A 13,472-nucleotide genomic window follows, 5' to 3' on the forward strand; every position below is an offset into this window, starting at 1 on the left:
ATACAGATGTATTGTTCTCTGACGTATTTTCTAAAATTTCTTTTACACGTCCTAAGAATTTACCACAAATTAAACCATCAAGTACACGGTGATCAAGTGATAAACATAAGTTAACCATGTCACGAGCACCGAACATACCATTATCCATAATTACTGGGCGTTTTACAATTGATTCAACTTGTAAAATAGCCGCTTGTGGGTAATTAATAATACCCATAGATTGAACAGAACCGAATGATCCTGTGTTATTAATTGTAAATGTTCCGCCTTGCATTTCATCAGCTTTTAATGATTTCGTGCGTACTTTTCCTGCAAGTTCTGTAATTTCGCGAGCGATACCTTTAATTGTTTTCTCGTCCGCGTGCTTAATTACTGGTACAAATAGTTCTTCCTCTGTTGCAACAGCGATAGAAAGGTTAATGTCTTTCTTCTGAACGATTTTATCGCCAGCCCACATTGAGTTAATTTGAGGATATTCTTTTAGCGCTTGTGCTACTGCTTTTACGAAGAAAGCAAAGAACGTTAAGTTAAAGCCTTCACGCTTTTTGAAATCGCCTTTAATTGAGTTACGGTATGATACAAGGTTTGTCACATCTACTTCAATCATCATCCAAGCATGAGGTGCCTCGTGTTTACTGCGTAACATATTTGCTGCAATTGCTTTACGCACACCTGTTACCGGAATCTCGATATCTCCAGGCATTGTCGGCACAGAAACTGGTTTTGCAGCTTCTACTTTTGACGCTACCGGGGCTACTGCCGCTGATTTTGGTGCTTCTGGACGCGCTGCTACTGCAACAACTGCCTCTTTCTTCGCACCTGCTTGCGGAATATTTCCAGATTCCACTAGCTTTAAAATATCTTTACGAGTAATACGGCCATTTGCCCCCGTACCTTCTACTAAATCTAAATCAACGTTATGCTCACCCGCAAGTTTTAACACAGCTGGTGAAAAACGTGGTTTTCCATCAGTTGGTTGTTTTGCTTTCGGTGCTTTTTCAGGCGTAGTTACTTCTGCCTTTGGTTCTTCTTTCGTTTTTTCCTCTACAGCTGTTGCTGCTACTTCATCTGCGCCTTCTACTTGAATGACACAAACAACTTCACCTACAGCTAACGTTTCACCTTCGCCAGCTATTAGCTCTTTCACAATACCAGTGAAAGAAGATGGTACTTCGGCATTTACTTTATCAGTCATTACTTCTGCAAGTGGATCATACTTGTTTACGTGATCGCCAACATTAACGAGCCATTTACTAATTGTACCCTCTGTAACGCTCTCCCCGAGCTGAGGCATTGTGATATTTTCTACAGCCATGTATAGTCCCCCCGATTAAAATTCCGCAAGTTCACGCATTGCTTTTTCAACTTTATCTGGATTTACCATAAAGAATTTTTCCATTGTTGGTGCATATGGCATTGCCGGAACGTCTGGGCCTGCAAGACGTGCGATTGGCGCATCTAAATCAAACAGACAATTTTCAGCAATAATTGCTGCCACTTCACTTATGATACTTCCTTCTTTATTGTCTTCTGTTACAAGAAGAACTTTACCTGTTTTAGAAGCTGCTTCAATAATCGCTTCTTTATCTAACGGATACACAGTACGTAAATCAAGAATGTGTGCAGAAATGCCATCTTGTGCTAATTTCTCAGCTGCTTGAAGAGCAAAGTGAACACATAATCCGTAAGTGATAACAGTAATATCATCACCTTCGCGTTTCACATCTGCTTTTCCGATTGGTAATACATAGTCATCTTCTGGCACTTCACCTTTAATTAAGCGATATGCACGCTTATGTTCAAAGAATAATACTGGATCTTCATCACGAATTGCTGCTTTTAATAAGCCTTTTGCATCATATGGTGTAGAAGGGATAACAATTTTTAAACCTGGTTGGTTTGCAAACATCGCTTCTACAGATTGTGAATGATACAATGCACCGTGAACACCCCCGCCAAATGGCGCACGAATTGTAACTGGACAAGTCCAATCGTTGTTAGAACGATAACGAATTTTTGCTGCCTCAGAAACAATTTGGTTTACTGCTGGCATGATGAAATCAGCAAACTGCATTTCAGCGATTGGGCGCATACCATACATTGCCGCACCAATTGCTACCCCAGCAATTGCAGATTCTGCAAGCGGTGCATCAAGTGCACGATCTTCACCAAATTGATCATATAAACCGTGTGTCGCTTTAAACACGCCACCTTTTTTACCAACATCTTCTCCTAAAACGAATACTTTCTCATCGCGTTCCATTTCTTCGCGCATTGCTAATGTAATAGCATCAATATAAGACATTACAGCCATGAAACGTTCCCCCCTATTCTGCGTATACGTGCTTCAATGCATCTTCAGGTGCTGCATACGGAGCATTTTCTGCATATTCTGTTGCTTCATTTACGATATGCATAATTTCATCTAACATTTGTTTTTCAAATTCCTCAGTTAACACGCCAACTTCTTTTAAATAAGCTGCAAATGTTATAATTGAATCTTTTTTCTTCGCTTCTTCTACTTCTTCTTTATCACGGTAAACACGATCATCGTCGTCACTAGAATGTGCTGTTAAACGATATGATACTGTTTCAATTAAAGTTGGGCCTTCACCACGACGACCGCGGTCTGCTGCTTCTTTAACAGCTTTATATACTGCAAGCGGATCGTTTCCGTCTATTGTATATCCAGGCATACCGTAACCAATTGCACGATCTGATACGTTTTTACATGCTAATTGTTTTTCAACCGGAATAGAGATTGCATATTTATTATTTTCACACATGAAAATAACAGGTAGTTTGTGTACACCAGCAAAGTTTGCCCCTTCATGGAAATCACCTTGGTTTGAAGAGCCTTCTCCGAATGTAACGAACGTTACTAAATCTTTCTTCTCCATTTTTCCAGCTAGTGCAATACCAACTGCATGTGGTACTTGTGTTGTTACTGGAGATGAACCTGTCACAATACGATTTTTCTTTTGACCGAAGTGACCAGGCATTTGACGACCACCAGAGTTTGGATCTCCAGCTTTCGCGAAAGCAGATAACATAAGTTCTTTTGCTGTCATACCAAACGCTAATACAACACCCATATCACGGTAGTATGGTAATGCATAATCTTTCTCTCTATCAAGAGCGAACGCTGCTCCAACTTGTGCAGCCTCTTGTCCTTGACAAGAAATTACGAATGGAATTTTACCTGCACGGTTTAATAACCACATACGTTCGTCGATTTTACGTGCAAGTAACATCGTACGGAACATTTCTAATACTTGCTCATCACTTAAACCAAACTCTTCATGGCGCTTTTCTTTTACTTCTGCCATTTTTCATAACCTCCTAAATCCACATTTTTATGCGTGTAACGCTCTTCCATCTACAGCTAATGCAGCTTCACCAATCGCCTCAGATAATGATGGATGCGGATGAATTGTATGTGCTACTTCCCAAGGTGTTGCATCAAGTACTCTTGCAAGACCCGCTTCAGAAATCATATCTGTTACGTGTGGTCCGATCATATGAACACCAAGAATGTCATTTGTTTCTTCATCAACTACAAGTTTTACAAAACCGTCTGATTCTCCGTATACAAGTGCCTTTCCGATTGCACGGAATGAGAATTTACCTACTTTTAACTTATAGCCTTTTTCTTTCGCTTCTCGTTCTGTTAAACCAACAGAAGCAACTTCTGGACTGCTATATACGCATTTCGATACCATAGAATAATCAATTGGTGTAACTTCTTTACCAGCAATATGTTCTACAGCAACAATTCCTTCATGCGAAGCAACGTGAGCAAGTTGTAGGCCACCGATTACATCTCCAATTGCGTAAATATGAGATTCCTTCGTTTGATAAAACTCATTTGTTTGAATGTATCCTTTTTCCACAACAATATCTGTATTCTCTAAGCCCATATTTTGCGTATTCGCTTGTCTTCCTACAGATACAAGCATTTTTTCTGCTTTAAATGCTTTATTCTCACCGTTATGTTCAGCTTGAATTGTTACTCCATTATCTTTTACCAATGTTTCCGGTAATACTTTTGCACCAGTTACCACTTTAATACCTTTTTTCTTGAATAGACGCTGCATTTCTTTTGAAACGTCATTATCCTCTAGTGGTAATATGTTTTTCGCATACTCTAATACTGTAACTTCTACACCGAAGTCAGCAAGCATAGATGCCCACTCAATACCAATTACACCGCCACCAACAATAATGATCGAACTAGGAAGCGTTTCCATTTTTAGGGCATGATCCGAAGACATTACATACTCTCCGTCTAACTCTAATCCTGGTAATGAATTTGGACGAGAACCTGTTGCAACAAGTACATTTTTTGGAATTAACATTTCATTCTCTTCTCCACTTGCAAGTTCAACTGAAATTGTACCTGGCATTGGAGAGAAAATAGATGGGCCAAGAATACGGCCAATACCTTCAAACACATCAATTTTACCTTGTTTCATTAAATGCTGAACGCCTTTATGAAGCTGCGTTACAATCTTCTCTTTACGCTCTTGTACTTTAGCAAAGTTTAGTTCTACGTTACTTGCAATAACTCCGAACTCTTCTCCTTTTTTAGCAGTTGCGTATACTTCCGCACTACGTAAAAGAGCTTTACTAGGAATACATCCTTTGTGTAAACAAGTACCACCAAGATTTTCTTTTTCAACAAGTGCAGTTTTTAACCCTAGTTGTGATGCACGAATAGCAGCAACATATCCACCAGTACCGCCGCCAACGATGACTAAATCATATTCTCTTGCCATTATCTCAACCCCTAGCTACTGTTTGTTTTTCTCGTACAACATATTCTTTTGGAGCTTCTTCTTCACGTAATACACGAAGTGCTCCTTCTGCTAACGCTTGTAATTCATCTTCTCCTGGATGTACGATAACATCTGCAATCCAGTGAACACGTTCTTTTATTTCATCGACAAGAATTTTACTGTACGCAAGTCCGCCAGTTAATACGATTGCATCGATTTTCCCGTGAAGTACAGCACTAGCTCCGCCAATCTCTTTTGCAACTTGATATGCCATTGCTTTATAAATAAGAGTTGCTTCAGGATCACCTTTTTCAACCATTTGTTCTACTTTAATTGCATCGTTTGTACCGATAAGACTTACAAGTCCACCTTGTCCGACAAGTTTTTTGACCATTTCGTCTCGGTAATACTCACCAGAGAAACACATTTCAACTAATTGCCCTACTGGTACTGTACCAGCACGCTCTGGACTAAATGGTCCTTCTCCGTTTAAGCCATTATTAACATCGATAACTTTTCCTTTTTTATGAGCACCAACTGTAATACCGCCGCCCATATGTGTAACTAATAAATTTAAATCCTCATATTTGTGATTTAATTCATCTGCTACTTTACGAGCAACCGCTTTTTGGTTTAATGCATGGAAAATACTTTTACGTTCCATACCAGCAATACCGCTAATACGAGCAATCGGTTCCATTTCATCTACAACGACAGGATCCACAATGAATGCAGGAATATTTAATCCAGAAGCGATTTCATAAGCTAGAATGCCTCCGAGATTTGAAGCGTGATGACCGCTAAACCCATTTTTTAAATCTTCTAACATCGCATTGTTTACTGTATACGTACCGCCTTCGATTGGACGAAGTAATCCACCACGTCCACAAACAGCGTTTAATTTTGAAATGTTAATACCATGAGAATGTAGAACTTCTAAAATCGTTTCTTTTCGAAACTCATATTGGTCGATAATTCGCTTATATTTCCCAATCTGTTCTACGTCATGACGAATAGTTTCTTCTAGAACGGGTCTTTCATTATCAAAAACACCAATTTTTGTGGATGTACTACCTGGGTTAATAACAAGAATTCGATTTACAGACAATGTTGCTACCTCCACTAATAAATTCAAAAGGAAGTGGGAACCTCATAAGAGGTAACCACACCTTTTGTAAAAGTTATATATGAATGATTAGCGACGGCTAATAATATCGTGACCGTTGCGTAAGTATGTGCTACGAGTGTTTTTCAAGCTTGCAATGCGCTCTTCAGCTAGACGATCTGCTGCTACATAAGTTGCTATGCCATCGCGTTTTGAAATTTCGATTACTTTTGCAATTGTGTCATAAATAGACTCAACACGTTTTAATGCACGTTCTCTATTGTATCCATATAATTCGTCTGCTACGTTAATTACGCCACCTGCATTAATAACATAGTCTGGTGCGTATACAATACCCATTTCATGAATGATGTCGCCGTGACGATCTTCTTTTAATTGGTTATTTGCAGAACCTGCGATTACTTTTGCTTTAAGTTGTGGAATAGTTTCATCATTAACTGTTGCGCCTAATGCACATGGTGCGTAAATATCACATTCAACACCGTAAATTTCATTTGGCTCAACTGCTGTTGCACCGAATTCTTCTACTGCACGTTGTACAGCTTCTTTATTAATATCTGTAACGATTAATTTTGCTCCTTCAGCGTGTAAATGTTTGCATAGGTGATATGCTACGTTACCAACACCTTGAATAGAAATTACTCTTCCTTCTAGGTTATCTGTACCGAACGCTTCTTTTGCAGCTGCTTTCATACCACGGTAAACACCGTATGCAGTTACTGGAGATGGGTTACCAGAAGAACCGAATGATGGTGAAATCCCTGTTACAAAATCAGTTTCTTCATGGATAATATCCATATCATCTACTGTTGTACCAACATCTTCAGCTGTAATGTAACGTCCGTTTAGTCCTTGAATGTAGCGTCCTAATGCACGGAACATCGCTTCGCTTTTATCTTTACGTGGATCACCGATAATTACTGTTTTTGCACCACCTAAGTTTAAACCAGCTGCTGCATTTTTGTATGTCATCCCTTTTGCAAGACGCAATGCATCTTCAATCGCCGCTTCTTCAGAATCATATGTCCACATTCTTGTTCCACCAAGAGCTGGTCCAAGTGTTGTATCATGGATTGCGATGATTGCTTTTAAACCAGATTCTTTATCTTGACAAAATACCACTTGCTCATAATCATATTTTTCTAAGTATTCGAAGATTTCTAATGTCATTGTCGTTTCCCCCTAATTGTTTTACCCTATTTGGTTTATTTTGAAGCAGTCGCAACTGCCAATGCTAATGAATATACTTTTGTTTCTGCTGAATCAGCACGTGATGTTAAAACAATCGGTGCTTTAGCGCCAGCAATCATCGCTCCTACCTTTGCATTTGCAAAATAGACGAGTGATTTATATAGCACATTTCCAGCTTCAATCGTTGGGACGAGTAAAATGTCTGCCTTACCTGCTACATCACTTACTATGCCTTTATGTTCTGCTGCAATTTGTGATACTGCATTATCTAAAGCAAGTGGTCCATCAACGACACAATTTTTAATTTGTCCGCGGCGATTCATTTGAGTTAACATCGCTGCATCAATTGTCGCTTGCATCGCAGGATTAACAACCTCTACCGCTGCAATTGGCGCTACCTTTGGCAAATCAATTCCTATTGCCTGGGCAACTTCTACAGTATTTTGTATAATAGCAGCTTTTTGTGTTACATCAGGTGCAATGTTCATCGCTGCGTCTGTAACAAAAATAAGACGATCGTAATTTGGAACTTCAAACGCTGCAACATGTGAAAGCACGCTGCCCTTACGAAGTCCCCACTCTTTATTTAATACAGCTTTCAAAATATTTGCTGTTGGGATGTTCCCCTTCATTAGTACATCTGCTTCGCCATTGCTTACAGCTTTAACAGAAAGTTCTGCAGCCTCAGCACTTGACGCTGCTGCAATCACTTCAATATGTTCTGAAGTTTGTAACCCATGCTCTTGTAGCATCCCTATTATTTTCTCTTGATTTCCATATAGACGAAATTGAGCTAGCTGTAACTTGATTGCTTTCGCTACAGCTTCAATTACTTCATGATCTTCAGCTACTGCTACAGCCATAGTTTTTTTAGGCTGTCCTGCTGCTTGATCAATTAAGTGTTCTAACTTCATATTTTGTAATCAACCCTTTCCGTCGTCCCTCGTCTATTCATTAAGCAAATACCGTGCCAACTTTTAAAATTGGTCTTACCAATAATGAAAACGCATTCAAAATGCAGTGAAATCAATACTTTGGAAAACAACTAAATATTCTGTCTCGTTTTGTCACTTTTTGTATACCATGCAATAAATTGCATGGTGCGCAATTTATTGCATGCTATTTTTTGCACAGTCGTGCTTTTCTATCTTGTAATATAAGTTTCGAACTGAAATCCCTAACGCTTTTGCAGTCTTCGTTTTGTTCCCATCAAATTTCTCTAAATATTCACGGATAATATTCCCCTCAAATTCTGTCACTAGGTGTTCAAGGGCCTTCTCTTCTAATTCAGGTAATAAATTATTTTGTTTCGTCTCTACTTGTTCTTCTTTATGTAAAGGCGGTAAATGATGTACATCAATATATATCTCGTTATAATTCATAAAGATAATAGCTCGTCCTAAAATATTTTCAAGTTCCCTAACATTCCCTGGCCATTCATATGATTGTAAATACGAAATGGCTGAATCGGTGAGTCCTTCTACATTACGACCATAATCTTGATTAATTTTTTGAATTAACCTTTCTGCAATCGCTGGTATGTCTCCTTTACGCTGACGAAGGGAAGGGATTTGAATCGGGATTTTATTTAAACGATAATATAAGTCCTCTCTGAACTTCCCTTCTAAAATAGCTTTTTCTAAATTCACATGCGTCGCAGCGATCACTCGAACATTAATAGGTATCGCTTTCGTTCCCCCTACTTTCACAATTTCTTTTTCTTGTAGTACACGAAGGAGCTTCGCTTGCGTATTTGCAGATAACTCTCCGATTTCATCTAAAAAAACACTTCCATTATTCGCTTCTTCAAAGAATCCTCGTTTCCCGCCTCTTTTCGCTCCAGAAAACGCGCCTTCCTCATAACCGAATAATTCACTTTCTAATAAGGTCTCAGAAATAGCAGCACAGTTTACTCGTACAAACTTATTGTATTTTCGATTACTACCGTTATGAATAGCGTGTGCAAATAACTCTTTCCCCGTACCAGATTCCCCTCTAAGCAATACTGTTGCCGGTGTATTCGCTCCAAGTTTTGCTTGTTCAATAGCTGCCGTCGTTTCATCTGAATCACCAACAATATCATCAAATGAATATTTTGCTTCTAACGTTCGAATGATTTGTCTTGCCCTATTCAATTCATTTGTTAACTTTTGAATTTCTGATACATCGCGAATTACCCCGACGCTCCCTTTCAATATTCCATCAACAATAACCGGTGCTACGTTTACAATTACATCTCGCTTTTTTTGCCCAATCTTCATATGTATTCCTCGTACCGCTCGGCGCGTCCGAAGTACTTTCATATGCATACTTTCACCTTCTACAATATCAGTTGTAGCTGGCTTCCCTATAATATCCTCTTCGGTTAAACCCGTTAACTTCGTATAAGCAGGGTTTATAACTAACCCTCTTCCTTTCTCATCAACAACCGAAATTGCTTCCTCAGATGAGTTAATAATCGCCTCAAGTAGCGTTTGAATTTCTTTTAAATCTGTAACTTCTTCCGCTAAATCTACAACTTCTGTAATATCTTTAAAAATCGCAAATGCTCCTTGAACCTCTCCATCTTCTTTTAATATTGGAATACGCGTTGTAATGATCTTATTTTCATTTTCTAGCGTCAGTTCATGATTCACTTCTATTTGTTTCGTACGTATAATCCGAAGCAACTTACTCGTTGGAATAACTTCTAAAATATATTTTCCTATCGCCTCTTCTTTCTTATATCCGATAATACGCTCTGCACTTTTATTAAACAGACGAACTTGTCCCTCTTGGTCTATAACAATCATACCGTCGTGCGTAGAATTTAAAATTAAATTCCCTTGTTGCGTCTGTTCTTCTAGCTTCCCAATTAAGCTTTCCTTCTCATGCGCTAGTTTCGTAACAATTTTTGCAATATCCCCTGGTATAAGAAGGGTGTCTTTATGCTTGCTTCCCAATAAAACTTTATGTAAATCATAATCACCTGTCATATCAAACATTACATCAATATGCATAGAAAGAAACGGAGTTACACTATCACCAATCGGAGTCCCATATTCCTTTGCGATTTGTAATCCTTTCGCAATTGGATTAATATCAATAACTCCTATAATTTGAAATATATTCGAATTTTGTAACAGACTCAGTAGTATACTCCCACCTTCACCCGCTCCAACAATTAACACCTTTTGTTTCATACATTACACTTCCTCTCGAAGTATCTCTGCAAAATTTTTCACATCCTTATCTTACTCGTTCAGCAATCTCTTGACAAACCCCCTTTTCATATAACATCATTAAAATAAACAAAATAATCTGAAAAGGGGCGTTATGTATGCAGCGTTACCTCGCTCTATCATTAGCACTCATCCCGATTTCATTAGCCGTGCTTGGTATTAAACTAATGAGAGATACTGTATTTGGGATTTTATTCTCCCCAATCCCTATATTATGGTTACAATTTTTAATCGGCGCTCTTTGCTTTGCACTCGGGTTTTATATTTTCGGCGGCTTCGTCTTACACAGAGATCGTAAGAGAAATAAAGTGCAAGCCCGCTTCAGAAGATAGAACAAAGTTTTCACATACCGATAAAAAAATGAGACCATTATATTAGGTCTCATTTTTTATCGGTAATAAAGTTCTTGCTGTTTCAGGATAATCAGTAATAATCGCCGATATGTTCATATCAAAATATTTACGCATAAGCGTTTCTTCATTTATCGTGTAAGGACGAACCTCTACACCACTTTCCATCGTTAATTCAGCGATGGCATCTTGAAGATAACGATAATTCGGATGCACTGCAGTAGCACCCATCTTTTTTGCATATGCCCACGGGCTATGCAAACCTTCCCGATACAAAATAGCTGTTTGAATATCAGGAGCCATCATATGGCACCGTTTCATACTATAGTGGTTAAACGAAGAAAATATAACACGATCCTCCAGACTAAACTTACGCACAAGTGTTATAACCTCTTCTTCTAAACCTCTGTATGGAATTTTATCATTTTTAAGTTCAATATTAAGTAGCAATTGCGTTTTTTCAAGCCATTCCAGTACCTCTTCTAAAAGAGGAATTTTACAAAAGCCTATTTTTTCACTAAATTTATAACTTGCATCTAACTTACATAAATCTTCGTATAAATAATTTCGAACAGCACCTTTTCCATTCGTCGTTCGATTCACAGTTTCATCATGAATAACGACAACTTTTCCATCTTTCGTTAATTGAACATCGAGTTCAATTCCGTCTGCCCCGAAAGCCTCTGCTGCTTCAAATGAAATCATTGTATTTTCCGGATACGTTCCCGCCGCACCACGGTGCGCAAATATAAGAGTCATCCTCACTCCCCCAATCTTATGCTATACTATACGAAAAAGGAGGTACTTCTATGAGACCATTACAAATTTCTCCAGACACTGCAGTCCGCCTATCAAAAGCGTTAGGTGTTCCACTTGAACAACTTATGCATATGCCTCAGCATATTTTAATCCAAAAATTAGTTGAATTAGAAAAACAAAATAAAGACGAAGAATAATATAGTCCTGTTTTGCAGGGCTTTTTATTTTTCTCTATTATATCACGGATAACTTACCCACTAAAATTATGAATGCATGGAACAACAAAATAAAAAGCCTCTATAAAGAAGCTTTTTCTACAAATTGCAAATTTTAATTTCCTCCAACCTATTGAAGGTCTCCAGATTTGTGTAATTCACCTGTTACTCCATCTCCAAAATTATTTAAAGAAAAAGTTTGCTCTTCTAGCGGATCCATAACTCCTGTAGCTTTTCCGATATTACCACCTTGCAGTTTCCAAAAGTAGTTATGATCGTCCACAACTTTACTAAAGTCTTTGTTTATCCATCTTTCAGCAATCGCTAAAAGTTCTTCTTTCGTTTCAAAATTACTCTCATTTAAGATACTTCTTACTTTTTCAGCATTCTCTTTAGACATCGGGATTGCTCCCCATTTTTGCTCAGCTATTACTTTTTGGTGAGTCATACTATGCATCGCTTTAACTAAGTCTTCTTCAGTAGAATCTTTTGTAATTTGAAGTTTCGCACTTGCGCCACCAATCTCACCAAACTGCGCTTCTTTTTCTTTTGGAACTGTTTTATATTCGCTTGTATCTATTTCAGCACTAGCTTGTTTGTCCGCCGGATTATCTGCAAGTTCTAACATTCCATAAGTTATACCAGCAGTAAGCCCAACTAAGCCTATTGCACATCCAATCCAAATTAAAATTTTCTTTTTCATATAAACCTCCCAATATTCCCTAACAAATATCATATCAAGAAATATCCCTTTATAGATAATCTTACTAAATATATGTTTTATTTTCCATATAAATAAATGAATCACCTTTAAATGTGTCATAATCATATTTCTTATGAAATACTACTTCAATATTATCCTTATAACAAAATAAAAGATCAACGAGTGTTTTAAACTCATTGATCTTTTATAAAAAAATTTATTTTGAATATACTAATCTCAGCTAGCCTTATGTTCAAGTCTTAGCTTATCCGCAACCATTGCGATGAACTCGGAATTCGTAGGTTTTGCTTTTGACATGGATACTGTATAACCAAATAAGGACGAAATAGAATCAATATTCCCACGGCTCCAAGCTACTTCAATTGCGTGACGGATTGCGCGCTCGACACGACTTGCTGTTGTATTATATTTCTTTGCGATATCTGGATATAATACTTTCGTAATAGATCCTAGTAATTCGATATCATTGTACACCATAGAGATTGCTTCTCGTAAGTACATATATCCTTTAATATGAGCGGGTACACCAATTTCATGAATGATACTTGTAATACTCGCATCTAAGTTTTTCGGTTTGCCATCAATCGTTGTTGCTGATCGGAAAGATGGTAATGGACGTTTGATGGTAGAATTTTCCTTACCACTAACTTGACGAATATGACTTGTTAAATTCTCCATATCAAATGGTTTTAATATGAAATATGATGCCCCTAAATCAACCGCTTTTTTCGTCACATCTTCTTGTCCGAATGCTGTCAACATAATAACGTTAGGTTGTCTTAACCTTTCAATATGTCGCATTTTCTCTAGCACAGCTAGACCATCTAAATGTGGCATAATAATGTCTAAAACGAGTATATCAGGCTGCTTTTCTTTCAATAAGTTTAAACATTCTTGACCATTGTAAGCAATTCCAATAACTTCCATATCATCCTGAGCAGCAACATAGCTCTCTAGCATCGATACCAATTCTTTATTATCATCCACAAGACATACTTTAATTTTCTCCACAGTTTTTCCTCCCTTACCGAATCGATTCTTCCGACATGTGTAAGCTTCTAGGCTACATGAATTGTTCGACAATTGTGTGAAAATTCCCTTTAAAGTT

At 37.9% G+C, this 13,472-nt stretch carries 13 protein-coding genes; 2 read left to right on the forward strand and 11 right to left on the reverse strand.

All coding sequences use genetic code 11. The features are described from left to right. The 8 genes from AB3X48_RS03015 to AB3X48_RS03050 form a co-directional block, all read right to left on the reverse strand. Positions 1–1,315: dihydrolipoamide acetyltransferase family protein (locus AB3X48_RS03015; protein WP_367958764.1), on the reverse strand; the 1,315-nt coding region annotated here is incomplete at its 3' end. Between the two features lie 15 nt (positions 1,316–1,330). Beyond that, positions 1,331–2,314: a 3-methyl-2-oxobutanoate dehydrogenase subunit beta gene (gene bfmBAB, locus AB3X48_RS03020; protein WP_000290070.1), complete on the reverse strand. Its 984-nt coding sequence runs from the start codon at positions 2,312–2,314 to the stop codon at positions 1,331–1,333. Positions 2,315–2,327: 13 nt separating this feature from the next. Continuing rightward, the gene (bfmBAA, locus tag AB3X48_RS03025; RefSeq protein WP_002111726.1) at positions 2,328–3,329 is read right to left on the reverse strand and encodes a 3-methyl-2-oxobutanoate dehydrogenase subunit alpha; all 1,002 of its coding nucleotides are present in this window, start codon (positions 3,327–3,329) and stop codon (positions 2,328–2,330) included. A 27-nt stretch (positions 3,330–3,356) separates the two neighbouring features. Continuing rightward, a complete protein-coding gene (gene lpdA / locus AB3X48_RS03030; RefSeq protein WP_002111728.1) occupies positions 3,357–4,778 on the reverse strand; it encodes a dihydrolipoyl dehydrogenase in 1,422 nt (473 codons plus the stop codon). A gap of 4 nt (positions 4,779–4,782) precedes the next feature. Continuing rightward, the gene (gene buk / locus AB3X48_RS03035; RefSeq protein ID WP_002111730.1) at positions 4,783–5,886 is read right to left on the reverse strand and encodes a butyrate kinase; all 1,104 of its coding nucleotides are present in this window, start codon (positions 5,884–5,886) and stop codon (positions 4,783–4,785) included. 87 nt (positions 5,887–5,973) lie between these two features. Next, positions 5,974–7,074, reverse strand: coding sequence for a leucine dehydrogenase (locus AB3X48_RS03040; protein WP_002145827.1), 1,101 nt, complete (start codon positions 7,072–7,074; stop codon positions 5,974–5,976). 35 nt (positions 7,075–7,109) lie between these two features. Then, a complete protein-coding gene (gene yqiS, locus AB3X48_RS03045) occupies positions 7,110–8,009 on the reverse strand; it encodes a phosphate butyryltransferase (RefSeq protein WP_016106123.1) in 900 nt (299 codons plus the stop codon). Between the two features lie 195 nt (positions 8,010–8,204). Then, a complete protein-coding gene (locus AB3X48_RS03050; protein WP_016106124.1) occupies positions 8,205–10,277 on the reverse strand; it encodes a sigma-54 interaction domain-containing protein in 2,073 nt (690 codons plus the stop codon). A 137-nt stretch (positions 10,278–10,414) separates the two neighbouring features. On the opposite strand from AB3X48_RS03050, the gene AB3X48_RS03055 reads away from it, so the two are divergent. Further along, positions 10,415–10,648, forward strand: coding sequence for a DUF2627 domain-containing protein (locus tag AB3X48_RS03055; protein WP_002111735.1), 234 nt, complete (start codon positions 10,415–10,417; stop codon positions 10,646–10,648). Positions 10,649–10,690: 42 nt separating this feature from the next. On the opposite strand, the gene AB3X48_RS03060 is transcribed toward AB3X48_RS03055, so the two are convergent. Next, positions 10,691–11,425 carry a glycerophosphodiester phosphodiesterase gene (locus AB3X48_RS03060; RefSeq protein WP_016106125.1) on the reverse strand — a complete coding sequence of 245 codons (735 nt, stop codon included), beginning with the start codon at positions 11,423–11,425 and terminating at the stop codon, positions 10,691–10,693. Between the two features lie 50 nt (positions 11,426–11,475). On the opposite strand from AB3X48_RS03060, the gene AB3X48_RS03065 reads away from it, so the two are divergent. Next, positions 11,476–11,622, forward strand: a complete 147-nt coding sequence (locus tag AB3X48_RS03065) for a YycC family protein (protein ID WP_001247671.1) — start codon at positions 11,476–11,478, stop codon at positions 11,620–11,622. A 148-nt stretch (positions 11,623–11,770) separates the two neighbouring features. Here AB3X48_RS03065 and AB3X48_RS03070 read toward each other — a convergent pair whose 3' ends face one another. Together AB3X48_RS03070 and spo0A are read right to left on the reverse strand one after the other, a co-directional pair. After that, positions 11,771–12,343 carry a PRK06770 family protein gene (locus AB3X48_RS03070; RefSeq protein ID WP_016106126.1) on the reverse strand — a complete coding sequence of 191 codons (573 nt, stop codon included), beginning with the start codon at positions 12,341–12,343 and terminating at the stop codon, positions 11,771–11,773. A gap of 237 nt (positions 12,344–12,580) precedes the next feature. Further along, on the reverse strand, positions 12,581–13,375 hold the full coding sequence (gene spo0A / locus AB3X48_RS03075) for a sporulation transcription factor Spo0A (RefSeq protein WP_016100158.1): 795 nt from the start codon (positions 13,373–13,375) through the stop codon (positions 12,581–12,583). Between the last annotated feature and the right edge of the window lie 97 nt (positions 13,376–13,472).

The organism is Bacillus sp. S4, assembly GCF_040838205.1.
In the GTDB taxonomy this organism is placed as follows: Bacteria; Bacillota; Bacilli; order Bacillales; family Bacillaceae_G; genus Bacillus_A; species Bacillus_A cereus_U.

What these genes read in the sequence shown, in the direction of transcription:
- AB3X48_RS03040 (WP_002145827.1), bottom strand. Translation starts at nt 7,074, where the DNA reads ATGACATTAGAAATCTTCGAATACTTAGAAAAATATGATTATGAGCAA.
- yqiS (WP_016106123.1), bottom strand. Translation starts at nt 8,009, where the DNA reads ATGAAGTTAGAACACTTAATTGATCAAGCAGCAGGACAGCCTAAAAAA.
- AB3X48_RS03070 (WP_016106126.1), bottom strand. Translation starts at nt 12,343, where the DNA reads ATGAAAAAGAAAATTTTAATTTGGATTGGATGTGCAATAGGCTTAGTT.
- AB3X48_RS03050 (WP_016106124.1), bottom strand. Translation starts at nt 10,277, where the DNA reads ATGAAACAAAAGGTGTTAATTGTTGGAGCGGGTGAAGGTGGGAGTATA.
- AB3X48_RS03065 (WP_001247671.1), top strand. Translation starts at nt 11,476, where the DNA reads ATGAGACCATTACAAATTTCTCCAGACACTGCAGTCCGCCTATCAAAA.
- lpdA (WP_002111728.1), bottom strand. Translation starts at nt 4,778, where the DNA reads ATGGCAAGAGAATATGATTTAGTCATCGTTGGCGGCGGTACTGGTGGA.
- AB3X48_RS03055 (WP_002111735.1), top strand. Translation starts at nt 10,415, where the DNA reads ATGCAGCGTTACCTCGCTCTATCATTAGCACTCATCCCGATTTCATTA.
- bfmBAA (WP_002111726.1), bottom strand. Translation starts at nt 3,329, where the DNA reads ATGGCAGAAGTAAAAGAAAAGCGCCATGAAGAGTTTGGTTTAAGTGAT.
- AB3X48_RS03060 (WP_016106125.1), bottom strand. Translation starts at nt 11,425, where the DNA reads ATGACTCTTATATTTGCGCACCGTGGTGCGGCGGGAACGTATCCGGAA.
- bfmBAB (WP_000290070.1), bottom strand. Translation starts at nt 2,314, where the DNA reads ATGGCTGTAATGTCTTATATTGATGCTATTACATTAGCAATGCGCGAA.